The organism is Streptomyces sp. CNZ301 (genome assembly GCF_004217425.1).
Genome location: NZ_SHLG01000001.1, coordinates 2379188 through 2404009 on the forward strand (window position 1 = coordinate 2379188; position 24822 = coordinate 2404009).

20 protein-coding genes are annotated in these 24822 nt (G+C 71.2%); 6 read left to right on the forward strand and 14 right to left on the reverse strand.

Features of this window, described 5'->3' with window-relative positions; translation table 11 throughout:
* Nucleotides 1–100 precede the first annotated feature (100 nt).
* Nucleotides 101–868, reverse strand: coding sequence for a metallophosphoesterase (locus EV375_RS10205; RefSeq protein WP_130299166.1), 768 nt, complete (start codon nt 866–868; stop codon nt 101–103).
* A 4-nt stretch (nt 869–872) separates the two neighbouring features.
* Nucleotides 873–1877 carry a phosphotriesterase family protein gene (locus tag EV375_RS10210; protein ID WP_130299167.1) on the reverse strand — a complete coding sequence of 335 codons (1005 nt, stop codon included), beginning with the start codon at nt 1875–1877 and terminating at the stop codon, nt 873–875.
* 76 nt (nt 1878–1953) lie between these two features.
* On the opposite strand from EV375_RS10210, the gene EV375_RS10215 reads away from it, so the two are divergent.
* A complete protein-coding gene (locus tag EV375_RS10215) occupies nt 1954–2325 on the forward strand; it encodes a nuclear transport factor 2 family protein (protein ID WP_130299168.1) in 372 nt (123 codons plus the stop codon).
* Between the two features lie 156 nt (nt 2326–2481).
* Here EV375_RS10215 and EV375_RS10220 read toward each other — a convergent pair whose 3' ends face one another.
* From EV375_RS10220 to EV375_RS10230, 3 genes are all read right to left on the reverse strand, one after another.
* Nucleotides 2482–3936: an aldehyde dehydrogenase family protein gene (locus EV375_RS10220; protein ID WP_486588395.1), complete on the reverse strand. Its 1455-nt coding sequence runs from the start codon at nt 3934–3936 to the stop codon at nt 2482–2484.
* Between the two features lie 375 nt (nt 3937–4311).
* On the reverse strand, nt 4312–6093 hold the full coding sequence (locus EV375_RS10225; protein WP_130299170.1) for a PucR family transcriptional regulator: 1782 nt from the start codon (nt 6091–6093) through the stop codon (nt 4312–4314).
* Nucleotides 6094–6142: 49 nt separating this feature from the next.
* Nucleotides 6143–8464 (reverse strand): ATP-binding protein, encoded by a 2322-nt coding sequence (locus EV375_RS10230; RefSeq protein ID WP_130299171.1) that lies wholly within the window; start codon nt 8462–8464, stop codon nt 6143–6145.
* 303 nt (nt 8465–8767) lie between these two features.
* Between EV375_RS10230 and gabT the strand changes: the two genes are divergently transcribed.
* Nucleotides 8768–10117, forward strand: coding sequence for a 4-aminobutyrate--2-oxoglutarate transaminase (gabT, locus tag EV375_RS10235; RefSeq protein WP_130301741.1), 1350 nt, complete (start codon nt 8768–8770; stop codon nt 10115–10117).
* A 323-nt stretch (nt 10118–10440) separates the two neighbouring features.
* Nucleotides 10441–11028, forward strand: coding sequence for a phosphatase PAP2 family protein (locus EV375_RS10240; RefSeq protein WP_486588396.1), 588 nt, complete (start codon nt 10441–10443; stop codon nt 11026–11028).
* A 162-nt stretch (nt 11029–11190) separates the two neighbouring features.
* Here the strand turns inward: EV375_RS10240 and EV375_RS10245 are convergent, their stop codons facing one another.
* The 7 genes from EV375_RS10245 to EV375_RS10275 form a co-directional block, all read right to left on the reverse strand.
* Complete coding sequence (locus EV375_RS10245) at nt 11191–12558, reverse strand: NAD(P)/FAD-dependent oxidoreductase (protein WP_486588720.1); 1368 nt, start codon at nt 12556–12558, stop codon at nt 11191–11193.
* A 134-nt stretch (nt 12559–12692) separates the two neighbouring features.
* Nucleotides 12693–13484 (reverse strand): ABC transporter permease, encoded by a 792-nt coding sequence (locus tag EV375_RS10250; RefSeq protein WP_486588721.1) that lies wholly within the window; start codon nt 13482–13484, stop codon nt 12693–12695.
* Nucleotides 13485–13582: 98 nt separating this feature from the next.
* Complete coding sequence (locus EV375_RS10255) at nt 13583–14554, reverse strand: ABC transporter permease subunit (protein WP_130299173.1); 972 nt, start codon at nt 14552–14554, stop codon at nt 13583–13585.
* Nucleotides 14551–15693, reverse strand: coding sequence for an ABC transporter ATP-binding protein (locus EV375_RS10260; RefSeq protein WP_130299174.1), 1143 nt, complete (start codon nt 15691–15693; stop codon nt 14551–14553). Before EV375_RS10260 ends, EV375_RS10255 begins: the two co-directional genes overlap by 4 nt.
* Before the next feature lie 12 nt (nt 15694–15705).
* On the reverse strand, nt 15706–16959 hold the full coding sequence (locus tag EV375_RS10265) for a polyamine ABC transporter substrate-binding protein (protein WP_130299175.1): 1254 nt from the start codon (nt 16957–16959) through the stop codon (nt 15706–15708).
* A 73-nt stretch (nt 16960–17032) separates the two neighbouring features.
* On the reverse strand, nt 17033–18547 hold the full coding sequence (locus EV375_RS10270; protein WP_130299176.1) for a gamma-aminobutyraldehyde dehydrogenase: 1515 nt from the start codon (nt 18545–18547) through the stop codon (nt 17033–17035).
* 160 nt (nt 18548–18707) lie between these two features.
* The gene (locus EV375_RS10275) at nt 18708–19406 is read right to left on the reverse strand and encodes a DUF4190 domain-containing protein (protein WP_130299177.1); all 699 of its coding nucleotides are present in this window, start codon (nt 19404–19406) and stop codon (nt 18708–18710) included.
* A 196-nt stretch (nt 19407–19602) separates the two neighbouring features.
* On the opposite strand from EV375_RS10275, the gene EV375_RS10280 reads away from it, so the two are divergent.
* The gene (locus EV375_RS10280) at nt 19603–20631 is read left to right on the forward strand and encodes an adenosine deaminase (protein ID WP_130299178.1); all 1029 of its coding nucleotides are present in this window, start codon (nt 19603–19605) and stop codon (nt 20629–20631) included.
* 99 nt (nt 20632–20730) lie between these two features.
* On the opposite strand, the gene EV375_RS10285 is transcribed toward EV375_RS10280, so the two are convergent.
* Nucleotides 20731–21117 (reverse strand): zinc-ribbon domain-containing protein, encoded by a 387-nt coding sequence (locus EV375_RS10285; protein WP_130299179.1) that lies wholly within the window; start codon nt 21115–21117, stop codon nt 20731–20733.
* 183 nt (nt 21118–21300) lie between these two features.
* Nucleotides 21301–22734: a gamma-aminobutyraldehyde dehydrogenase gene (locus tag EV375_RS10290; RefSeq protein ID WP_130299180.1), complete on the reverse strand. Its 1434-nt coding sequence runs from the start codon at nt 22732–22734 to the stop codon at nt 21301–21303.
* 138 nt (nt 22735–22872) lie between these two features.
* Here EV375_RS10290 and EV375_RS10295 point away from each other — a divergent pair, with 138 nt between their 5' ends.
* Nucleotides 22873–23394 carry an Lrp/AsnC family transcriptional regulator gene (locus EV375_RS10295; protein ID WP_074466794.1) on the forward strand — a complete coding sequence of 174 codons (522 nt, stop codon included), beginning with the start codon at nt 22873–22875 and terminating at the stop codon, nt 23392–23394.
* On the forward strand, nt 23379–24758 hold the full coding sequence (locus tag EV375_RS10300) for an aspartate aminotransferase family protein (protein WP_130299181.1): 1380 nt from the start codon (nt 23379–23381) through the stop codon (nt 24756–24758). Before EV375_RS10295 ends, EV375_RS10300 begins: the two co-directional genes overlap by 16 nt.
* Nucleotides 24759–24822: the final 64 nt, after the last annotated feature.

The window sequence follows — 24822 nt, forward strand, 5'->3', positions numbered from 1 at the left end:
CCGTGGGCCGGCGGTCATGCCGCCCGGCGCGGCGCGGCCCCGGGCCCGCGCCCGGGCAGGCCGCACTCGGACGGCGTCACAGCAGGCCCGGTTCCGATGGTCAGGGCACCACCCGGAAGTGCGTCGTCAGGCGGCCCTCGTCGTCGTGGACGTGGTAGGCGAGCATCGGCGGCAGCGCGTAGTCGAGCGGCCCTCCGGCCTCGCCCTCGCAGGGCATCTTCAGCGTGGAGACGACGCCGGGCGCCGCGACCAGCGGAAGGCCCGCGAACGTCGTGACGGCGGGCGTGTGGCTGTGTCCGCACAGCAGCGCCGCCACATGTGCGTGACCTTCGACCACGGCGGCGAGCCGGTGCTCCCCGAACTGGCGTATGGGATCGACGTATTGACCATGCAGCGGCACAGGCGGGTGGTGGAAGCAGACGAACGCGGGCCTGTCGTGCGGCGCTCCGGCGAGTGCGCTGTCGAGCCAGGCGAGAGTGCCGTCGTCGAGGTAGCCGTCGCCGCGGCCCGGGATGCTGGAGTCGCACATCGCGAAGGTGGCCCCGGGCAGCACGACCAGACGGTTGACGGGCGAGATGTCGTCCGGGTCGGCGTCCAGCAGGCCGGCGCGGTACGGGCCGCGAGAGTCGTGGTTGCCCGGGCAGTGCACCGAAAGATGTCTGGAGCCCTCGAGCAGCTTCGCGGCCTCCGCGTACTCCTCCGGGGTGCCGTGATCGGTGACGTCGCCGGTGAGGACCACGGCGTCCAGGTCGCCCGGCAGCTCCTCCAGGTACCGCAGCACACGCTCCGTGCGTTCCCGTGCGCGGACACCCCCGTCCCCGCGGTCCTGTCCGATGTGCGTGTCACTTATGTGTGCGAAGACGAACAACCGCTCAGTCCTTCCACTCGGCCGCGAGAGCGCGGGCAGGGTTGTGCAGGAATATCCGCTCGGCGGCCTCCGTGCCCAACTCCCGGGCGAGGCGCGGCCGCAGCACCGCCGGCAGGTAGTGCATACCCGGAGCGCCGCGGGCTTCGGCATGCGTGATGTCGGAGCCGAGCATGATCCGGTCGCCGTGCCCGTGCTCGACGAGCGACGCGAGGCACTCCGTCAGCCGCGCGTCCGTCGCCCGGTGGTCGCGGGAGGGGCCGTCGAAGACGAGCCAGGCACCGCGTCGCGCGACCTCGCGGTGGAGCGCGCGATCGGGGAAGCGGCCGACGTGGCCCAGCAGCACACGGTTCGGCGGCACTCCGCACCCTTCGCAGAGCAGGTCGAGCACCTCGTGTGCGGCGGTGCCGCCTTCGAGGTGCACCGCGACGGGTGCGCCCGTGGCGTGGTGTGCCTCGGCCGCAGCATGCATCACGCGCGTCGCGTGTGCGTCCAGGCCATGGAAGCCGCCGGCCGCCCTGATCAGCCCGGCTCGCGGACCCTCGCCGCAGACGCTGCCGCGGACGCCCCGGGTCAGCTCCTCGACGAAGAGCTGTGCGAGGCCGGCCGCCCCGGCGTCGAGCGGGCCCGGCCGTCCGGGACGGCCCGCCTCGTAGTGTGCCGCCTTGCGGTGCAAGGGCTTGTAGTGCACCGCCTGGTGCAGGCCCGTCGCGGCGACCAGATGCAGTCCGGTGCGGCGGGCGAGTTCCGCGAGGGCGCCCGTGCACCGTCCCATGCCGTAGGGCGTCCACTGCACGGCCGACTGCCCGCCCGCATCCGCGAAGGCGACCGACTCGGCCTCGGCCGCGTCGGCGTCGTCCAGCTCCCGGCCGGGAAGCGCCGGAGTGCGGAGGAAGAGATGGGCGTGCGCGTCGCACAGCCCGAGCCGGTCGCCCGGGACATCACCGAGGACGGTGCGGACGGCACCCACGGGCGGCGGCCCGGCCCCTTCGATCCCACTGGTCACGGGCATGGGGCGAACCTACCCCGCGCGGCGAGCGAAGAGCTGGGGCCTTTACCGCGGGCGTGCTTCTGATAGGACAGAGGGCATGCAGGTCGAACCCGGCGAAGACGCTGTAGACACCTTCCTTGCCGCCTTCAACGCCCCGAACCAGGCCTATGTGACCGAGTTGCTCTCGCGCGCGCTCACGCAGGACGTCGTCTTCTGGGGGCCGCTGGGGCGCAGCACCGGGGTGGAGGCGGTGGAGAACTTCATCAACGAACTCCGCGCGCACCCCGACGGCCCGGGAAAGGTGACACGGACCACGGTGGTCGACGCCCCCGGCGAGTGGGCGCGCTACAGCTGGAGTTACCACGACGGAGCGGGTCAACTGCTGCTGACGGGAACCGACATGGTGCACCTGCGTGACGAACGCATCGACCAGATGGTCGTCTTCGCCGGGGACCTCGCGGCGATCTGAGCGACCTCGTCCCGCCGGCCGGTCCTTTCCCGTCCCGCACAGGGGCCCCCGGCACGCACGACGCAGCGGACCCGGACCGCGCACACACGCGCGGTCCGGGTCCGTCCGTCTCCGTCGGGTCCGCCGTTCCGGAAGCCCCCCGGGAAGCGGCGAGGGCTACAGCTCCAGACCGGTCAGCACCATCACGCGCTCGTAGGTGTAGTCCTCCATCGCGAAACGGACGCCCTCACGGCCCACGCCCGACTGCTTCGCACCGCCGTAGGGCATCTGGTCGGCACGGTAGGAGGGGACGTCCCCGACGATCACGCCGCCCATCTCCAGCGCCCGGTGGGCGCGGAAGGCCGCCTGGATGTCGTGCGTGAACAGGCCTGCCTGGAGGCCGTACTTGGAGTTGTTGGCCACGGCGAACGCCTCCTCCTCGCCGTCCACCTTCGTCAGCGACATGACCGGACCGAAGACCTCCTCGCAGCCGATCTGCGTGTCGGGGCCCACGCCCTCCAGCACGGTCGGGGCGTATGTGGCGCCCTCGCGCTTGCCGCCCGCGAGCAGCTTCGCGCCTGCCGAGACGGCCTCCTCGACCCACGACTCCACGCGCTTGGCCGCGTCCTCGCTCACCAGCGGCCCGACATCGGTGGCCGGGTCGGAGGGGTCTCCGGTGCGCAGGGCCTCGACGGCGGTGACGATCCTGGGCACGAGACGGTCGTAGACGGAGGAGTCGGCGATCACGCGCTGCACCGAGATGCAGGACTGGCCCGCCTGGTAGTTGGAGAACGTCGCGATGCGCTGCGCCGCCCAGTCGAGGTCCTCCTCGGAGGAGAAGTCGCCCAGCACGATCGCCGCGCCGTTGCCGCCGAGTTCGAGCGTGACGCGCTTGCGCGGGGCGGAGTCGAGGATGGACCAGCCGACGGGCGCCGAGCCGGTGAAGGAGATGATCGGCAGCCTCTCGTCCTGCACCAGCTCCGGCATCCGGTCGTTGGGCACGGGCAGCACGGACCACGAGCCGGCGGGCAGGTCCGTCTCCGCGAGCAGTTCGCCGATCAGCAGGCCTGACAGCGGTGTGGCCGGTGCGGGCTTGAGGATGATCGGGGTGCCGACGGCCAGCGCCGGCGCGACCTTGTGGGCGCACAGATTGAGCGGGAAGTTGAAGGGCGCGATGCCGAGCACCGGCCCGAACGGGAAGCGCCGGGTGTAGGCGAGGCGTCCCGCGCCGCCCGCGTCCGAGTCGAGCCGCTGCGCCTCGCCGCTGTTGAAGCGGCGTGCCTCGTCGGCGGCCCAGCGGAAGACGGAGACGCACCGGCCGACCTCGCCGCGCGCCCACTTCATGGGCTTGCCGTTCTCCGCCGAGATCAGCGTCGCGATCTCCTCGGACCGCTCGCGGACGCGGGCCGTGACGTGGTCCAGAGCGGCGGCACGCACGTGCGCGGGAGTCGCGGAGAACTCGTCGGCGACGGCGGCAGCGGCGGCCACGGCCTCCTCGACCTGGTCGGCCGTGGGAAGACTGATGCTTCCCACGTGCCTGCCGTCCCAGGGCGAGGTGACATCGAGCGTGTCGTCGCCCGTGGCCTCACGGCCGGCGAGCCAGAACGCGTGCGGGGAAGTCGCTGTCGTCACTGCGGGGCCGCCCTTCCGGTGTGGTGGTGTGAGAGCAATGCGATGTGAGCGTGCAAGACGGCGAACCACGGTGAAAGTGGCCCCTGCCGTGCCGGCGCCGCGGTGACGAGCGCCGGACGGCATTCATCCGTCTCTTCTGCCAACGGTAGGGCCTGCGGATGACCACGTTTCTTGTCCGGCGCGGCACACTTGCCCCTCGCCACACGCCGGTTTGGCACGGACACCGAGCGTGGCCCTCGGTCCGCCGCAGCGCCGGGGCTGCGACCGCGGACCGCCGCGCACCGCGTGGGCGCCGGCGCCGTCGGCTGCGGTCCCCTCAGAGGTACGGCGGCGCGCATGCCGCCCACCCGCGTTCCGCGGTGGTCACCGGGCCGCTCACCCCGTGGCCTTCAGGGCGAGCCACAGCTCCATACGTACGTCCGGGTCGTCCAGGGAACGGCCGAGGATCTCCTCGACGCGGCGCATCCGGTAGCGCAGCGTGTGCCGGTGCACGCCCAGATCGGCGGCCGCCGCGTCCCACTGGCCGTGCCGCGAGAGCCAGGCGCGCAGCGACGCGACGAGGTCGCCGCGCCCGTTCGCGTCGTGGTCCCGGAGCGAGCGCAGCAGACCGTCGGCGAAGGCCCGCACCGCGTCGTCGGCGAGCAGTGGCAGCACCGACCCGGCGGCGACGTCCTCGTGCTCGACGAGCGGGGCACCGCGGCGGCGGGCCACCGAGAGCGCCTGGTCCGCCTGCTTGAACGCGACGGTCGCGGCGGCGAGACCGGCGGGAGCGGAGACCCCGACGGCGAGCGCGTCCTCCGGTACGGTTGCCGGCCCTCCGGAGCGGTGCGCACCGCCGGAGCCGGACGATTCGACGGCCTTGGCGCACGCGGCCGCGTACTGGGCGCACGCCGCGACGGCGGCGCCCCCGTCGGCGGCGAGCACCACGAGACGGTTGCCGTCCGGCACGACGAGGACGGCTTCCCCGTTGCGTGCCGCGGCGGTCTCGACGAGGTCCGCGAGCTGTTCCAGAGGTCCCGTCAGGCCGTCCGCGACGCCCTCGGGAACGGGGACCGGCACGGCCGAGGACTCGGTGACCGTCACGACGGGCAGGTTGCCCCCGGACCCGCCGCCGACTGCCGCGGCGGCAGCCCCGCCGCCGGCCGGGCCGTCCCCGTTGACGGCCGCCTGCCCGTCGGCGCTTCGCCGCCCGCGGGACGCCGAGCCCGCCGCGGGCTCGGCCACCAGAACCCGCATCGGCGCGTCCAGCAGCCCGCCGTAGAGCGCACCGGCGACGGCACGCGCGTGGTCGGGCTCGCCGGAGAGCAGCATCCTCATCACCGCGGCGCCGAGGCGCTGTTCGGCCTCCTGGAGTGCCCTCGACCGTTCCATCGTGAGCGTCAGCAGCGCGATGGCGGAGTGCACCGCGTAGCGTTCCGCGGTGCCCAGCGGAGCGGCCGTCCCGACGGCGAGCACGGCCTTCGCGCGGCGCCCGCTGCCGACCGTCTGCAGCTCGACCCGGTCGTCACCGGCGTCCGATCCGCTGACGACGGCGCTCGCCGGGGCCGGCCTGTCGCGCAGCCGTTCCGCGTCCGTGACGAACCGGGCGGCACGGCGCACCGCCCAGGCCGGCGCGGTGGCGACCATGGCACCGGAGACGTCGTAGAGCGCGGCCCAACCGGCCACCTCCGAGGCGAGTTTGGTGAGCAGGGCAGAGGGGCCCTCCTGCGACAGTGCCGCCCGTGTCATCTCCCGCTGTGCCTCGAAACCCGCCGTGACCGCCCGGTACTGCTCGGCGGCTATGGCGGCGGAGACAGCCTTGCTGATGGCGATGAAGGGGGTGCGGCGCGGAACTTCGAGCAGCGGCAGGCCCGCCTCACGGCATGCCTCGACGATCGCGTCCGGCACCTTCTCGTAGTTGACCCCCGAGGCGAAGCCCAGGCCCACCACGCCCTTTTCGGTGAGGCGCCGCACGTAGGCGCGCATCGCCTCCGGGTCCTCGGCGTCCAGCTTGAGGGCCGTGACGAGGAGCAGTTCACCGCCGTCCAGATACGGGGTCGGGTCCGCCAGCTCGCTGGCGTGCGCCCAGCGCACACCGGTCTCCAACCTGTCCTGCCCGGTGAGCACGGCCAGTCGGAGCGCGGAGTGCTGCACGAGCGAGGCAAGAGTGGGTGGCATAACAAGGCTCACCGTACAGGCGCCCAGCTCATTTCGGTCATTCCCGAACTCATTCCCCCAACTCCGTGAGGATCGGCGGCGTCCGCTCTCCACGGACAGTGGTCATCGACAGCACAGCGTGACCGGGAGGCAGGTCGTTCGCCAGGTCGGAGGCGGACCAGCGCTCGCGCTGCACCCTGCGAACGGTGACGGACTCGGCCGTCACGTGCCTGCCCGTGGCGAGCCTGCGCACCGCGTGCATCATCTTGGTCAGCGGCTCGTCGGAGACGAGCTGACGGTTCGTCACGTCGCGGGTCTCGACCCACTCGGTGCCCCACACCTCGGCGAAGTGCTCCGCGTCCCAAGGGGTCACGCCCGCGCACACCATGCGGCAGCCGACCGCGCCCAGCAGCGGGCCGCGCAGCTGCGCCGGCACCTCGTCCAGCGCGCGCAGCGTCATCAGGACGCCGCCGTGCGCGGACCGCACGCGCTGCAGACCGCGCAGCGACTGCGGGGTGACGGTCTGAGCCGCGTCGTCGAGTACGAGCCCCGCGAAGAGGGACTGGTCCTCGCGTGCGCTCGCGCACTCGGTGAACTGCGCGAGGACGAGCCGCGCGAGGATGCGCGACGCCTCGGCGTGGCCCCGCTCGGGCAGGTCGATGCGCACGCGCAGCGGCTTCTCCAGGGCGCGCAGCGAGAACGGCCTCGGCGACGCCCCGGCACCGGCGGCACCGGCAGGGCCGTTGCCGCCCTCGGGCACGAAGAAGCCGGAGAACGCGGGCCTGTCCAGCAGCGCGATGCGGTCCGCGAGGAGCGCAGGCGCGTCGGCGGGGCGGCCCGACTGCCTTCCGTACGCGTCGAGTTCACGAAGCTGGGCGTGGAGGCCGGCGTCGTCGAGCGCGGTGCGCAGCTCATCGAGGGCGGAGGCGGACCCGTCCAGCAGTTCACGCAGCTCCGGTACGGCGGGGAAGCGGCCGTGGGCGGCGCGGAAGGGCCCGATGAGCTGGGCGAGTGCCGTCGCCGCGCGGCGGCTGTCGCCGCCGGGGAGGGAGTCGGCCAGGTCCCCGACGAGGGCCTCGGCGAGCATGCCCGCGGCCTCGTCCGGGTCGTGCGCGCCGCCGTAGAGGTCGAGGTCGTGCGTGGAGTCGGGGTGGCCGACGCGGACGACGACGTCGAAGGCCTCGTCGCGCGCCAGCCGGTCGCCGTTCGCCGTCACCGCGACGACGGCGGCCTGCCCTGCGAGTGCCTGGAGGCAGAGCGATTCGGTGACGGGCCGGGCAACCCGCGTCGTCTTCCCCGACCCGGGGGGTCCGACGGCGAGCGCCGAGGTGCCCAGCAGCGACGGCTCCAAGGCAACGCCGGCACCCCGGTAGTTGAGCGGGTTGCGCTCGCTGTCGGCGGCGGTGCCGATACGCACCTGGTTCACGCTCAGGTCGTGCCGTGCCGCCCGGCCGTGCGGCAGGTCGCGGCGTCCCGAGGGATGTGCGCAGGCCCCCGCGCCCTTCGCCTCGACGGCCTCGACGAACGCGGAGAGCCGTCCCGGGCGTGAGCGTACGGACTCCCAGGCGCGGTGGAGGCGGGCGTGGTCGACGTCGTTCATGCGGCCGCCGCGCACCTCGGCGGCGAGGAGGTCTGCGGCGCGGGCGGCGCCGTGACCACGCAGGTCGGGCCACTCGACGGGGTCCGCCTGCGGCGGGGGCGCCGGCACGGGAGGCCCCTCCGAGGCGTCGTGCCGTTCCCTCGCGGGCCGGTGCGCGCTGCTGCCGGAGAGGCGCGCCCACGCGCGGCGGGCCAGCTCCGGCCAGTGGCCCAGCCGTCCGAAGACGACGGCGAGGGCGGCGACGACGAGGCCGTAGTAGATGTACGAGGCGACGACGTACTCCATGTGCCCGAGCCAGGAGTCCGGCGTGAGGACCTGCAACGGCCAGAGCCAGTAGCCGCCCAGGTAGTTGTTGTAGAGCAGCGACCAGACCAGCCACGCGATCAGGAACGCGACCAGTGCGCCGCCGAGCAGCTGACGCGTCGGCGTGCGGTCCGGGTCGACGGGCGGCAGGGGACGGTACCCGTACCGCCAGATTCCCGGTTCGGCCTCGGGGCGCGGCATCCGCAGCCAGTCGGCGAGCCGGGTACCGGATCCGGGCGCATGCGTGGGCTTCGGCGGCGCCGAGGCCCGCGACTCCTGAACCGGCGGCCGGGGCCGGCCCTCGGGACGCGGGGGCACCTGCTCCGCGGGCGGTGCCTGCTTCGCGGGCCGTGCCCGTTCCGCCGGCGGCGGAACGGCCGCCCGCCGGCCCTGCCCGCTCCCCTGCGGTGGCGGCCCCGTGCCGGGCTCCCTCTGCGAACCGTGTGCGCTGCCCGCACCCTGCCCCCCGTGCGGAGACTCCATGTCCATGTACTGCCTCTACCCTTGCCCGGCCGGTGGGTTCCCGCCCCGTCACGGCGCCCTGGTCCCTGGTCCCTGCTCCCGGTCCCAATCTAGCCGCCGGAGGGGAGAGTTGACCCATGCAGGTCGGCCCGCCGGATCCTCCGGGGACGGTGGACGCGGTACGGCGCATCGCCCCCGTGCCTATAGCCGTGACGGCCAACACGACACGGGGACTTCTCCGCACCGGTGCATGTCCCGCCCTCCTCCGGGCCTCTAGCCTTCGAGGGACGTGCAGACCCCTTCGTCCTGAGAGAGAGCGCTATGAGCACGATGACGGAAATGTCCGGCGGCCCTGCCCTCCCCCAGGAGCGCCGCGTCGTCACGTCCGTCCCGGGCCCGAAGTCCCAGGAGCTGATGGCCCGCAAGCAGGCCGCGGTCGCCGACGGCATCGGCACCGTCATGCCTGTCTTCGCCAAGCGCGCGGGCGGCGGCGTCCTCGAGGACGTCGACGGCAACTCCTTCATCGACTTCGGTTCCGGCATCGCCGTGACCGGTGTCGGCAACAGCGCCGACGCAGTGGTGCGCCGCGCTTCCGCGCAGCTCGCCCAGTACACGCACACCTGCGTGATGGTGACGCCGTACGAGCCGTACGTGGAGGTCTGCGAGGAACTGGCGAGGCTCACGCCCGGCGACCACGCGAAGAAGAGCGCCCTGTTCAACTCGGGCGCCGAGGCCGTGGAGAACGCCGTCAAGATCGCGCGCTCGTACACCAAGCGCCAGGCCGTCGTCGTCTTCGACCACGGCTACCACGGCCGCACGAACCTGACGATGGCGCTGACCTCGAAGAACATGCCGTACAAGCACAGCTTCGGGCCGTTCGCGCCCGAGGTGTACCGGGTGCCCGTCGCCTACCCGTTCCGCTGGCTGACCGGGCCCGAGAACTGCGCCGAGGAGGCCGCGGCCCAGGCCATCGACCAGATCAACAAGCAGGTCGGCGCTGAGAACGTCGCCGCGATCCTGATCGAGCCGCTGCTCGGCGAGGGCGGCTTCATCGAGCCGGCGAAGGGCTTCCTGCCGCGCCTCGCGCAGTTCGCGAAGGAGAACGGGATCGTCTTCGTCGCGGACGAGATCCAGTCCGGCTTCTGCCGCACGGGCCAGTGGTTCGCCTGCGAGGACGAGGGCATCGTCCCGGACCTGATCACCACCGCCAAGGGCATCGCCGGCGGAATGCCGCTGGCCGCCGTCACCGGCCGCGCCGAGATCATGGACGCACCGCACGTCGGCGGGCTCGGCGGCACCTACGGCGGAAACCCGGTGGCCTGCGCCGCGGCGCTCGGCTCCATCGAGACGATGCGCGAGATGGACCTGCCGGCCAGGGCCAAGCGCATCGAGGAGGTCATGAAGCCGCGGCTGCGGAAGCTGGCCGAGCAGTACGACGTCATCGGCGACGTCCGCGGGCGCGGCGCCATGCTCGCCATCGAGCTGGTCAAGCCCGGCGGCAAGGAGCCGGACGCGCAGGTCACCGCGGCCCTCGCCAAGGCGTGCCACGAGAACGGTCTGCTGGTTCTGACCACCGGGACATACGGCAACGTGATGCGTTTCCTGCCCCCGATGGTGATCGGCGAGGACCTGCTCGACGAGGGCCTGAACGTGCTGGAAGGCGCCCTGGCCGACCTGTGAGCAGACCCGGGGATCCGTACGGCGTGAAGAATCTGTGCGAGGCCGATGGCCGGTCCGTAATCCGGCTGTCCGGCCCCGCTGACCTGCCGTACGGTTCCCGTATTCGGGTACTTCGGAACTCCACTCCGGACTCCCGGCCTGAGCCGGCCTCTCCCCAAGACCGGCTCGGAAGTGCCCTGGCGCACGCTCCTCACCGATCGGGGGACCGTCGGCCCCACACCCCCCGGGGCTTGCGGAACGCCGGTCGCTACGGCCGCTCCGGAACTCTCCCCCCTGTTCCGGGGCGGTCGATCTTTCACCTCGCTCTCTGCGCGCTCTGTTGCGTGCTCTTCGCCCTGATCACCTGGCAGGTCGCCCTCGGCGGTCCGCTCGTCGGAGCCGACATGTGGCTGGGGAACGCTCTCCAGCGCACCTCCCCTCCCGACGCCGTGGCCGAGGCCTGCGCGGACCTGGGCAACCTTGCCGTGGCCGTCCCGGTGCTCGTCGCGGCGATGACGTACGCCCTGGTGACCGGGGGTGCGCGCAGCTGGCTGCCGCCGCTGTGCCTGGCGCTGGCGCTGGCCTTCACCGCTCTTGCCGTCACGGCCGTGAAGGTGTGGCTGGGCAGGCCCGGACCGCCGGGCGGCACCAACTACTACCCCTCGGGCCACACCGCCACGGCGGCCGTCGCCTTCGGCGGCGCGGCCCTACTCTTCTCGCTGACGGTCCGCCGCCCCCCGTACTGGCCGCTGCCCGCCACAGCCGCGCTGCTCACGCTGGCGTGCAGCGCGGGCCTGGTGTGGCGTGGCTACCACTGGCCGCTGGATGTGGTGGCGAGCTGGTGCCTGAGCTGGGTGGTGCTCACGTCGGCCGCGTTCACGCTGCGCCGGCTGCTGCGTCCCGGCAACGGAAGTGCCCCGCAGAGGAGTTGAGGGCCTCGTCACCACGCCCGGGAGGTGCGGGTTCCGGTGACGCGCCGGACGCGGAGCCGTACGCAGGACCGCAACCGCGGCCGCAGGGGGAAGAGGCCGCGCGGGAGGGACGGTCCGGCGTACGGGGTCTTCGGGGCCTGCCGGTGTCAGGCCGGTCAGGGGTCAGCTGTCGAAGCCCATCCCCGACGCGTCCATGGCCTTCAGCCACAGGTTGCGGCGGCCTCCCCGCGCGTCCGCTCGCGAGAGCGACCACTGCGTCAGCGCGATCCCGGCCCAGCGCACCGGCTCCGGCGGGAACGGCAGCGGCTTCTTGCGTACCAGCGTCAGCTCCGTGCGCACCGTCGGCGCACCTCCGAGCAGGTCGAGCATCACCTCTGCTCCGAAGCGGGTCGCCCCCACGCCCAGGCCGGTGTAGCCGGCGGCGTACGCGACGCGCCCGCCGTGCGCCGTGCCGAAGAAGGGCGAGAAGCGTGAGCAGGTGTCGATGACGCCGCCCCAGGCGTGGGTGAAGCGCAGCCCCCTCAACTGCGGGAACGTGTCGAAGAAGTGGCCTGCCAGCTTGCGGAACGTCTCGGGCCGCTGGTCGTACTCTGCGGCGATCCTGCTGCCGTAGTGGTACAGGACGTCGTAACCGCCCCACAGGACGCGGTTGTCGGCGGTGAGCCGGAAGTAGTGGAAGTGGTTGGCGCTGTCCGCGAGTCCCTGCCGCCCCTGCCAGCCGACGGCGGCCCGCTGCCGCTCGTCCATCGGCTCGGTCATCAGCGCGTAGTCGTAGACGGGGACGATGTAGGGGCGCAGCCTCCGCAGCAGCGAGGGAAAGGCGTTGGTGGCGAGGGCGGCCTGCCGGGCACGCACGCGACCGTAGGGGGTGCCCATGGTCACCGCGGCGTCGCCGGCGGTCAGGCCGCGCACCGGTGTGTGCTCGTAGATGCGTACGCCCGCCTCCAGGCATGCCCGCTTGAGGCCCCAGGCGAGCTTCGCCGGGTTGAGCATGGCCACGCTCCGGCGGAACCACAGGCCGGCGAGGAAGGAGGGCGAGTCGACCTGTTCGCGTACGGCCTCGCGGTCCAGGAAGGTCACGCGGTCCCCGAATCCGTGCCGCCGTGCCTGAGCCGCCGACTCCTGAAGCTCGGCCACCTGGTGCGGCCGGGTCGCCAGTTCGATCTCCCCGGTGCGTTCGAAGTCGCAGTCGATGCCGTGGCGCCGCGCGGCTCCCTCGATGGCGTCGAGGTTGGCGAGCCCGAGGCGCTCCAGCTTCTCGATCTCGGCCGGCCAGCGGGCGAGCCCGTTCGCGAAGCCGTGGGTGAGGGAGGCGTCGCAGAATCCCCCGTTGCGTCCGGAGGCTGCCCATCCGGTCTCCTTGCCCTCCAGCAGCACCACGTCGCGGGACGGGTCGCGATCCTTCGCGATCAGCGCGGTCCACAGGCCGCCGTAGCCGCCGCCGACGACGGCCAGGTCGCACTTCGTCTCCCCGGTCAGCGAGGGCAGCGCTGCGGGGCGGTGCTCCGCGTCGTCCAGCCAGAAGGGCACGGGCCGCGCACCGGCGAGCGCCCGGGCGGCCTCGGCCTCCGCCGCGCCGGCCGCGGCGCCCGCGCCGGCCGCACGGGAGCCCGCACCGCGCGCACCGTCGGCCGCCGTCCGGCGGGATCTGCGCGGCAGTGCTGTCACGCCTGCCTCCTGCGCCGGCCGGCGGCGATCTGGCCGCCGAGGACGATCGCGACCGCGATCAGGAACATGGCCGTACCGATGACGTTCACCTGCACGGGGACGCCGCGCTGCGCCGCCCCCCATACGAACATCGGGAAAGTGACCGTCGAGGGACCGGCGTTGAACTGCGTGATGATGAAGTCGTCGAAGGAGAGCGCGAAGCTGAGCATCGCGCCGGCCGCGATGCCCGGCGCCGCGAGCGGCAGCGTGACCCGCAGGAACGTCTGCAGCGGCCCCGCGTACAGATCGCGTGCCGCTTCCTCCAGGCGCGGGTCCATGCTCATCACGCGCGCCTTCACGGCGACCACCACGAAGCTCAGGCAGAACATGATGTGGGCGATGAGGATCGTGACGAAGCCGAACGCGACCCGGGTGTTGAGGAAGAGCGTGCCGAGCGAGGCACCCATGACGACCTCGGGCATCGCCATCGGCAGGAAGATCAGCGCGTTGCCGGTGCCCTTGCCGCGGAACCGGTGGCGGGCGAGGGCGAAGGCGGCGAGCGTGCCGAACGCGGTGGCCACCACCGTGGACAGCAGGGCGATCTGGAGGCTCAGCCCGAGGGACCCGCACATGTCGGCGACGCCGCAGGGGTCGGTCCAGGCGTCGGCGGAGAAGGCGCGCCACTCGTAGTTGAAGCGTCCCGCCGGCTTGTTGAAGGAGAACAGCATCACCACCACGTTCGGCAGCAGCAGATACACCAGTGATGCCGCGCCGGCGAGGACGACGGCGTGGCGGCGCAGCCAGCGCAGCGGCGCGAGGGCCGCGGAGCGCCCGGCGGGAGCCGGTGAGCCCTTCGGTGAACCGCCCCTGTTCCGGGGGGAGTCGGCGAGGTGCGTCGCGTCGGCCATCACACCAGTTCCTCCGTTCCGGCCTTGCGCATGTAGACGCTCACCACGATCAGGATGATCGCCATGAGGATGAACGACATGGCGGCCGCCGCGGGGTAGTCGAGGACGTTGAGGAACTGCTTCTGGATGGCGTTGCCGACCATCTGCGTGTTCGGCGAACCCAGCAGCTGGGCGTTGATGTAGTCGCCCGACGCGGGGATGAAGGTCAGCAGCGTGCCGGCCACCACTCCGGGGAGGGAGAGCGGGAAGGTCACCTTGCGGAAGACGGTCGCCGGCTTCGCGTACAGGTCGCGGGCCGCCTCGTGCAGCGAGGTGTCGATCCTCTCCAGGGAGCTGTACAGCGGCAGGATCATGAACGGCAGGAAGTTGTACGTCAGTCCGCACACCACCGCCAGCGGGGTCGCGAGGAGCCTGTCGTCCCCGGTCAGGCCCAACTGGCTTGTCACGTCGAGGACATGCACGGACTTCAGCACGCTCACGACCGGACCGGCGTCCGAGAGGATCGTCTTCCAGGCGAGCGTGCGGATGAGGAAGCTGGTGAAGAAGGGCGCGATCACCATCACCAGCAGCAGCCCGCGCCACCGCCCCGCACGGAAGGCGATCATGTACGCGAGGGGGTAGCCGATGAGCAGGCACAGCAGCGTGGCCGTGGCGGCGTAGAGGAACGAGCGCGCGAAGTGCGGCGCGTAAGTCGCAAGCGCGTCGGTGTAGTTGGTGAAGTCCCAGGTGACGCGGAAGCCCTCCTCCAGGCTGCCGCTCTGCACGGACGTGGAGGCCTGGTAGAAGAACGGCGCGACGAAGAAGACGGCGAGCCACAGCCCGGCCGGAAGCAGCAGCCAGTACGGCGTGAGGCGGCGCCGGGAGCGGGCGGACGCGCCGGGATCGCCGCCGGACGGCCCGGAGGGGGCCGCCTCTCCGGCGGGCCCGGGCGGCGGGGAGGCGCCCGCGGACGCCGGGAGGGTGGTCGTCACAGTGCCTCCTCCACCGTGCCGGCGTCGGCGTCCTGTGCGGCGTCGAGCGCGAAGGTGTGTGCGGGCCGCCAGCGCAGTACGACTTCGGTGCCGGGTGTGAGGCGTGCGTCCCGCTCCACGTTCTGTTCGTAGACGCTGAACTCGGGGCACACCGGGCTGTCGACGACGTACTGGAGGGACACGCCGAGATAGCCGGCGTCGCGTATGCGCCCGGTGAGCAGGTTGTCGGCGCCGCCCGCGTCCGCGTCGGCTTCCGCGTCCTCGGCGTGTGTGAGGGAGATCTTCTCGGGGCGTACGCCCACGAGCACCTTGCCGCCCGCCTGCGGGTCGTCGACGGCGCACCGGTCCGCGGGCAGGCGCATCACGGTGTCGGAGGCGACGGCCTTCAGCACCAGTTCCTCGCCCTTCGCCTCGGTGATCTCCGCCTCGATGAGGTTGGACGTGCCGAGGAAGTTGGCGACGAAGGTGGAGCGGGGCCGCTCGTAGAGCTCGTCGGGCGGACCGAGTTGCTCGACGCGTCCCGCGTTCATGACGGCCACGGTGTCGGCCATCGTCATGGCCTCCTCCTGGTCGTGCGTGACGTGGACGAAGGTGATGCCGACCTCCGTCTGGATGCGTTTGAGTTCCAGCTGCATCTGCCGGCGCAGCTTGAGGTCGAGGGCTCCGAGGGGCTCGTCCAGCAGGAGCACCTTCGGCCGGTTGATCAACGCGCGGGCGAGCGCGACGCGTTGCTGCTGCCCGCCGGAGAGCTGGCGCGGCTTGCGCTTGGCGAGCGGTCCCAGCTCGACGAGTTCCAGCATCTCCTCGACCTGCTTGCGCACGGAGGTGATCCCCCGGCGGCGCAGCCCGAAGGCGACGTTCTCCGACACGTCGAGGTGCGGGAAGAGGGCGTAGTTCTGGAAGACGGTGTTCACGGGCCGCTTGTGCGGCGGCAGCGCGGTGATGTCCTCGTCGCCGAGGAGGACGCCGCCGCCGGTCGGCTCCTCGAGTCCGGCGATCATGCGCAGGGTGGTGGTCTTGCCGCAGCCGGATGCGCCGAGGAGGGCGAAGAAGGAACCCTCGGGGATGGTGAGGTCCAGCGGGTGCACGGCGGTGAAGTCGCCGAAGACCTTGCTGATTCCGGTGAGCGTGATCGTCATGGCCGATGCCCCCTAGGCGCCGATGAGTTTGGCGAACTTGTTCTCGTAGCGGGCCTGTTCCTTGTCGGACATCGGCCGGAAGGCCTTTCCGCGCCCCGCGGTCTTGGCATCGGGGAAGATCAGCGGATCCTCTGCGAGGTCCTTGTCGATCTTCTCCATCTCGGCCTTGGCTCCGGAGACCGGGCAGATGTAATTGACCCAGGCAGTCAGTTCTGCGGCCACCTTGGGGTCGTAGTAGTAGTTGATCAACTCCTCGGCGTTCGCCCGGTGCCGTGCCTTGACGGGTACGAGCAGGTCGTCCGTAGCGAAGCGGTAGCCGCTCTCCGGGATGGCGAACTCGATGTCCGGGTTGTCGAGCTTCAGCTGCACGATGTCGCCCGCCCAGGCCAGACATGCGGCGATGTCGCCCGAATTCAGCTCGTCGATGTAGTCGTTGCCGCTGAAGCGTCGCAACTGCTTACGGTCCACGGCCTTCTGTATCCGGGCGACGGCCCTGTCGAAGTCGTCGCCGTCGAACTTCTCCGGATCGATGCCGAGGTCCAGCATCGTCATCCCGACGGTGTCCGTCATCTCGGTGAGCATGGACACCTTGCCCTTGAGCGACTCGTCCTCCAGCAGCTGGCTGACGCTGGTGACCTCCTTCCCACCCGTGGCCTTCTTGTTGTACGCGACGACGCAGGCGATGCCCGCCCACGGGTAGCTGTACTGCCGTCCCGGGTCCTGCGCGGCCGTACGGAAGCGGTCCTCCAGGTTGGCCACCGCGTTGGGCATACGAGCGGGGTCCAGACGCTGCGCCCAGCCCTGGCGGATCAGGCGCCCGGCCATCCAGTCAGTGAGGCAGACCAGGTCGCGGCCTGTGTCCTGGCCGGCAGCGAGCTGAGGCTTGATCTTGCCGTAGAACTCGTTGTTGTCGTTGATGTCCTCGACGTACTTGACCTTGATGCCGTGCTGCCGCTCGAAGCGGTCCAGCGTGGGGCGCTTCTTCTTGTCCTTGTCGTCGACGTCTATGTAGAGCGGCCAGTTGGCGAAGTTGAGGACCCGCTCCTTCTTCGAGTAGTCGGGGTTGTCCTCGGGGTCGTTGCCGCCGCGGCTGCCCTCCGCGGGCGGGATGCCGCACGCGGCGAGCGCCGCGCCGCCCACGGCCAGGGAGCCGAGGCGCAGCAGCCGGCGGCGGCTCATGGCCGCGCGTCCGCTGGTCAGGCTCCGTTCCCAGGCCTTGCGCACGGGGTCGGGCAGGCCTTCGTACAGCTGTGGGTCCAGGTCCATCGGGGCTGCCTTCCGGTTCGATGGGGCGGGGAAGGGAGTTCGGGTGGGTGCGAGGCCGGGGGGCCCGGTGGTCTCAGCGGTCGCCGAAGACCGTGCGGTGCCAGTCCTTGCGGGGCTGTGCGGTGGTGTCCTGCATGACGTGCTTGAGCTGCGTGTACTCCTCGAAGGAGTAGGCGGACATGTCCTTGCCGTAGCCGGAGGCCTTGTAGCCGCCGTGCGGCATCTCGCTGATGATCGGGATGTGGTCGTTGATCCAGACGCAGCCCGCCCGGATCTGGCGTGCCGCGCTGCCCGTACGGAAGACGTCGCGGCTCCAGGCCGAGGCGGCCAGCCCGTACGGGGTGTCGTTGGCAAGGGCGATGCCCTGGTCGTCGGCGTCGAAGGGCAGGACCGTCAGCACGGGCCCGAAGACCTCCTGCTGGACGATCTCGCTGTCCTGCGGCGCGTCCGTGATCAGGGTCGGCAGGTAGTAGGCGCCCTTCGCCCGCTCGCCTCCCGGCGCCTCGCCTCCCGTGACGACGGTGGCGTAGGCACGGGCCCGCTCCACGAACCCGGCGACGCGGTCGCGGTGCGCGGAGGAGACGAGTGGCCCCAGGTCGGTACCGGGATCGAAGGGGTCCCCCACCCGCACCTCACGCATCAGGTCGGCGACCCCCGCGACGAACTCCTCGTAGAGCGGCCGCTGTACGTAGGCGCGGGTCGCGGCGGTGCAGTCCTGACCGGAGTTGATCAGGGCGCCGGCCACCGCCCCGTGCACAGCGGCCGCCAGGTCGGCGTCGTCGAAGACGACGAACGGCGCCTTGCCTCCCAGCTCCAAATGGAGCCGCTTGACGCTGCCGGTCGCGATCTCGGCCACGCGCCTGCCGACGGCGGTCGACCCGGTGAAGGAGACCATGGCTACGGACGGATGCCCCACCAGCGTCTCCCCCGCGTCGGGACCGACGCCGGAGACGATGTTGACCACTCCGTCCGGGATGCCCGCCTCACAGGCGGCCTCGGCGAACATCAGCGAGGTCAGCGGCGTCAGTTCGGACGGCTTGAGGACGATCGCGTTACCTGCGGCGACGGCCGGGAGGATCTTCCAGGCGGCCATCTGCAGCGGGTAGTTCCAGGGCGCGACGGAACCGATGACGCCGAGCGGCTCGCGGCGTACGTACGAGGTGTGGTCGCCGCTGTACTCGGCGGCCGCGACCCCCGGCAACTGCCGGGCGGCGCCCGCGAAAAAGGCGACGTTGTCGAAGGAGCCCGGCACGTCGAACTCCTCGGAGAGCTTCAGCGGCTTGCCGCACTGGAGCGACTCCGCGTACACGAACTCCCCTGTGCGCTCCCGCAGTACGGCGGCCCAGCGGTGCATCGCGTCGGAGCGCTCGCCCGGTGTCGCGCCCGCCCACTCCGGCAGTGCGCGCCCCGCCGCCTTGACGGCGGCGTCGACGTCGTCCGGACCCGCGAGTTCGTAGGTGAGGACGCTTTCGCCCGTGGCCGGGTCGAGGACGGTGTGTGTCCGCCCCGAGGTTCCGGACCCGTACCGGCCTCCGGTGAACTGCGCGCCCGCTGCGAACCGTGAGGACACGTCGAAGCGCTGGACCATCGGGCTCTCCTGCCAGGGCGGGGCGTCAGCTGCTGTTGGACGCCGATCCTGACAGGACCCTTCCGATTCAACAAGGGATTCCGTCGTTACCTTTTGATTGCGCTACGGAATCTGCATCCTCTACGTGCTTCGAGCCTCACGATCCGCAGCCCTGCCGCCCTCAGGCCCCACCATCCGCGGCCCCCGGCAGCACCCGCGCCGCCGTGCCGCCCCCGCGCGCGTCGAGCGAGGAACCGTCCCCGCCGGTGCCGGGACCGGAGTCGTCCGGCCCCTCGTTGTAGAAGATCAGCATCACAAGGAGGAACGCCACGCAGATCACGGCCAGGACGGTCCCGACGATCCCCATCACGAAGCCCGCGACCGCCTGACCCCGGCCGCCCAGCTCCCCCCTGTCGACGGCCCGCTTCGCGGAGAGGCCGAGCCCGAGCGCGACGGGGCTGATGAAGATCCCGACGAAGCTCCCCCAGCAGGTGGAGACCGCGACGAGCCCGATGATGCCGGTCACCATCGCCGCGACCGACTTCCCGTTGGACGGCGGAGGGCCGTGCCAGCCGTAGCCGCCGGGGACGTGCGCCGCTCCATATCCGTACGGCTGCGGACCCGGCGCCGGATACCCGTACGCGGCACCGCCCTTGCCGTACTGCTGGTGGGCCTGCTGCCCGTACGGTGCCGGGGAACCGTACGGCGCCGGCGCACCGTACGGCGAAGCCCCGTAACCGGCGCCCGCGCCCCCGCCCGCGCCCCCCGCCGGCCCGCCCGGTGCCGGAGGGACCGGGGGCGGCGCGGCGCCGGGGCCCGACGTGATCGTCGGCTGCTCGGCCACCGAACGGCGCTTCCGGTCCTCTTCGTTCTGGTCCATGCTCCCCCTGCCCGGTGCGACCCCGTCCCGAGGAGGCGCCCACGGATTGTGCGGTTCCTCGCCGGGCCGACCCGGCTGCCCGGTGTCGTCTTCCATGTCCCCTCCCGGGGTTCTCCGTCCGGCAGCCATGCTATTCGTCCGCCGGAACTCCCCGCATACGATGATCCGGTTCGCTTTTCCCCACTGGAGGCCTCACTTGTCCGACCTCAACGCATTCATCGCCGGGCTGCCCAAGGCCGAGCTGCATGTGCACCACGTCGGTTCGGCCTCACCCCGCATCGTCGCCGAACTGGCCGCCCGGCATCCCGACTCGAGCGTCCCGCACGACCCGGAGGCGTTGAGGGACTTCTTCACCTTCACGGACTTCGCGCACTTCATCGAGGTCTATCTTTCGGTCGTCGACCTGCTGCGGGACGCCGAGGACGTCCGGCTGCTCACTTTCGAGATCGCCCGCGACATGGCTCGCCAGCAGGTGCGCTACGCCGAGTTGACCGTCACCCCGTTCAGCTCCACCAGCCGCGGCATACCCGCGGAGGCCTTCCTGGAGGCCATCGAGGACGCCCGCGTCGCGGCGGAGAAGGAACTGGGCGTCGTCATGCGCTGGACCTTCGACATCCCCGGTGAGGCCGGCCTGCCCGCGGCCGAGGAGACCACCCGCATCGCCACGGAGATGGGCCCCGACGGCCTGATCTCCTTCGGGCTCGGCGGTCCCGAAATCGGCGTCCCCCGCCCGCAGTTCAAGCCGCACTTCGACCGGGCGACCGCCGCCGGGCTGCACAGCGTGCCGCACGCGGGCGAGACGACGGGACCGGAGACGATCTGGGACGCCCTCACCTCGCTGAAGGCCGAGCGCATCGGGCACGGCACGAGCTCCGTGCGGGACCCGCGGCTCCTGGATCACCTCGCCGAGCACGGCATCCCGCTGGAGGTCTGCCCGACCTCCAACGTCGCCACCCGCGCGGTCGAGGACCTGGACGACCACCCGGTACGGGAGATGGTCGACGCCGGCGTCCTCGTGACGGTCAACAGCGACGATCCGCCGATGTTCAGCACGGACCTCAACACCGAGTACGCCATCGCGGCCCGGCTGCTGAGCCTCGACGCGGCGGGCATCGCGGACCTGGCGAAGAACGCGGTGCGGGCCTCCTTCATGGACGGGCCCGGCAAGGCCCGGCTGAACGGCGAGATCGACGAGTACCTCACCGACTGGGGCCGGCGGCACTGACGCCGCACACCTGCACCACGCGCAACGCCGGAGGCGCAGGCGGCCCGTGGCTTCCTGCCCCTCCGGCGCGGCGTCGGCGCGTTCGCGCAACGACCGGCGTCAGGACTGGTACGGGTTCTGCGGCGGCTGCCCGCCCTGCGGGTTCTGACCGGCGAACGGGTTCCCCTGCGGCGGGATGTGGGCCTGCCCCGGCTGCGGAGCGCCGTACCCGGGCTGCGGGCCCCCGGTGCCGCCGGGCTGGGGAGCACCTCCGCCGTGTGCCAGCAGCTGCTCCGCGTTCTCCTTCGTCGTCTCGCTCGCACCGCCGCAGAAGGTGCACTGCAGATAGTGCTTCGCCGGCGCTATCGGGAACAGCGGAATGAAGAAGAGCGAGAACTTCATGACGCGCTTGCGCAGCGAATGGGCCGCCGGATTGCCGCAGAAGCCGCACAGCAGATTCAGCATGGCCAGCTGATGCATCTTGGTCGAGGTGCCGAATATGAGCACGCGATCCCCGTTTCTGAGTGTGTTCAGGTGTCCGGTGGTAGCCAACCACCCGGCGCGTGCCCGCCGTCAAGCGGCCCGTGTCACGAGAAGGGCCCGACCGGGCAGGGCCCCGGCGTGGCCGCGTACCACTCCGGGGCCCCGAGAAGCGGGTGGCCCGTGCTCGCCGGGCCGTCACTCAGCGGGTCACAGCGCCGTCATGACGTGCTTGACGCGGGTGTAGTCCTCCAGGCCGTAGGCCGAGAGGTCCTTGCCGTAGCCGGACTTCTTGAAGCCGCCGTGCGGCATCTCCGCGACGAGCGGGATGTGGGTGTTGATCCACACACATCCGAAGTCCAGCGCACGGGACAGGCGCATGGCACGGCCGTGGTCCTTCGTCCACACCGACGAAGCCAGCGCGTATTCGACGTCGTTGGCCCATTCCACGGCCTGGTCCTCGTCGGTGAACTTCTGAATCGTGATCACCGGTCCGAAGACCTCGTTCTGGATGATCTCGTCGTCCTGGCGCAGCCCGGAGACGACCGTCGGGGCGAAGAACCAGCCCTTGTCCCCGACCCGTTCACCGCCCGACTCGACCTTGGCGTGCGCGGGGAGCCGGTCGATGAAGCCGCTCACCTTCTCCAGGTGGGTGGGGTTGTTGAGCGGGCCGTAGAAGCAGTCCGGGTCGCTGAGGTCGCCGGTCTTCACCTCGCCGGCGGCCTTGGTCAGCGCGGTGACGAACTGCTCGTACACGCCTTCCTGTACGAGCACGCGCGTGGCGGCGGTGCAGTCCTGCCCGGCGTTGAAGAAGCCGCCGTCGCGGATGCCCTCGACCGCGGCCTGGACGTCGGCGTCGTCGAAGACGACACAGGGCGCCTTGCCGCCCAGCTCCAGGTGCACGCGCTTGACGTCCTTGGCCGCACTTCCGGCGACCTCCATGCCCGCGCGCACGGAGCCGGTGATCGAGGCCATCGCGGGCGTGTTGTGCTCGACCATCAGGCGTCCTGTGTCGCGGTCGCCGCACACGACGTTGAAGACGCCCTTGGGCAGGATCTCGCCCATCACCTCGGCCATGAAGACCGCCGAGGCGGGCGTGGTGTCGGACGGCTTGAGCACGACCGTGTTGCCCGCGGCGAGAGCCGGGGCGAACTTCCAGACGGCCATCATCGCCGGGTAGTTCCAGGGAGCGACCTGCGCGCAGACGCCGACGGGCTCACGGCGCACGTAGGAGGTGAGCCCCTCCATGTACTCGCCCGCGGACTTGCCCTCCAGCATCCGGGCGGCACCCGCGAAGAACCGGATCTGGTCGAGCATCATGGGCAGTTCTTCCTGCCGGGTCAGCTCCAGCGGCTTGCCGCAGTTCTGGCACTCGACGGCGAGGAACTCGTCCGCGCGGGCCTCGAGGGCGTCCGCGATCTTCAGGATCGCCTTCTGCCTCGCGGCCGGAGTGGCATCGCGCCAGGCCGGGAAGGCCTTCTCGGCTGCGGCCATCGCGGCGTCGACATCGGCGGCGGCGGAAAGCGGGGCGGTGGCGTACACCTCGCCCGTGGCCGGATCGACCACGTCCGTGGTCCGGCCGTCAGCGGCGTCCCGGAACTCCCCGTCGATGTAGTTGCGCAGCCGACGCAGCTCGGTGGTCACTTCGCACCCCTCCTGCTCCGTTGTCCATTGGGTGAGACCGCCACCCTAACCAGCAGCGCAACGCTTTCGATACACCACCACACCAGCAACGACGGATTCTGTTCTTGCAGGCGCGTATTGCTTCGAATTACATTGCTTATGGGTTGCTATTCGGAGGAGGTCTCATGCACAGTGTCGTGCGTGGCCCGAGACGCGAAGAAGACAAACGGCATCCGTTCGCTTGACGATGTATCGCTGGCGATCATCGAACAGCTGCAGGAGGACGGCCGCCGGCCGTACGCCGCCATCGGCAAGGCCGTCGGACTGTCGGAAGCCGCCGTACGCCAACGGGTCCAGAAGCTCCAGGACCAGGGTGTCATGCAGATCGTCGCCGTCACCGACCCCCTGACCGTCGGCTTCCTGCGGCAGGCGATGGTCGGCATCAACGTCGAGGGTGACCTCGAGGCCGTCGCGGACGCTCTCGCGGAGATCGACGAGGTCGACTACGTGGTCATCACCGCCGGTTCGTTCGACCTCCTCGTCGAGATCGTCTGCCAGGACGACGAACACCTTCTCGAAATGATCACCAAGCGGATCCGCTCGCTTCCCGGCGTGCGCTCCACCGAGAGTTTCGTCTATCTCAAGCTGCGAAAGCAGACCTACACGTGGGGAACCCGATAACCGTGAGCAAGGATCTCTCCAAGACCGCCCACGACCACCTGTGGATGCACTTCACACGCATGTCGACGTACGAGAAGACGCCCGTCCCGACGATCGTCCGCGGCGAGGGCACCCACGTATACGACACCGACGGCAAGCGCTACCTCGACGGCCTCGCCGGACTCTTCGTCGTACAGGCGGGGCACGGCCGCGCGGAACTGGCCGAAGCCGCCGCCAAGCAGGCGCAGGAGCTCGGATTCTTCCCCATCTGGTCCTACGCCCACCCCAAGGCGGTCGAACTCGCCGAGCGGCTCGCCCACCACGCGCCCGGCGACCTGAACAAGGTCTTCTTCACCACGGGAGGCGGCGAGGCCGTCGAGACCGCGTGGAAGCTGGCCAAGCAGTTCCACAAGCTCACCGGCAACCCCGGCAAGTACAAGGTCATCTCCCGCAACGTCGCCTACCACGGGACACCTCACGGCGCCCTGTCGATAACCGGCCTCCCCGGTCTCAAGGCCCCGTACGAGCCGCTGGTGCCGGGTGCGCACAAGGTCCCGAACACGAACATCTACCGGGCGCCCGCACACGGCGACGACCCCGAGGCGTTCGGCCGCTGGGCCGCCGACCAGATCGAGCAGCAGATCCTCTTCGAGGGCCCGGAAACGGTGGCGGCCGTCTTCCTCGAGCCCGTCCAGAACGCCGGCGGCTGCTTCCCGCCGCCTCCCGGCTACTTCCGGCGCGTCCGCGAGATCTGCGACCAGTACGACGTACTGCTCGTCTCCGACGAGGTCATCTGCGCCTTCGGACGCCTGGGCACCCTCTTCGGCTGCGACAAGTTCGGCTACGTGCCGGACATCATCACCTGCGCGAAGGGCATGACCTCCGGGTACTCGCCGATCGGTGCCGCGATCGTCTCCGACCGCGTGGCCGAACCGTTCTGGAAGGCTGACAACACCTTCCTGCACGGCTACACCTTCGGCGGCCACCCGGTCTCCGCGGCGGTGGCGCTGGCCAACCTCGACATCTTCGAGCGCGAAGGGCTCAACCAGCACGTCCTGGACAACGAGGAGGCCTTCCTCGCCACTCTGCGCAAGCTGCTCGATCTGCCGATCGTCGGCGACGTGCGCGGCAACGGCTACTTCTGCGGCATCGAACTCGTCAAGGACAAGGCCACCAAGGAGACCCTCACCGAGGAGGAGTCCGAGCGGATCCTCTACGGCTTCCTCTCCAAGGCCCTCTTCGACGCCGGGCTGTACTGCCGCGCCGACGACCGCGGAGACCCGGTCATCCAGCTCGCACCGCCGCTCATCGCCGGCCAGAGCATCTTCGACGAGGCCGAAACGATCCTCCGCTCCGTGCTGACGGAGGCGTGGACGAAGCTCTGACAGAGCCGTCCCGGCGAACTCCCGGCGGCGCGCCGGCCGGCCCGCCCCCACAACACCCGCCGGA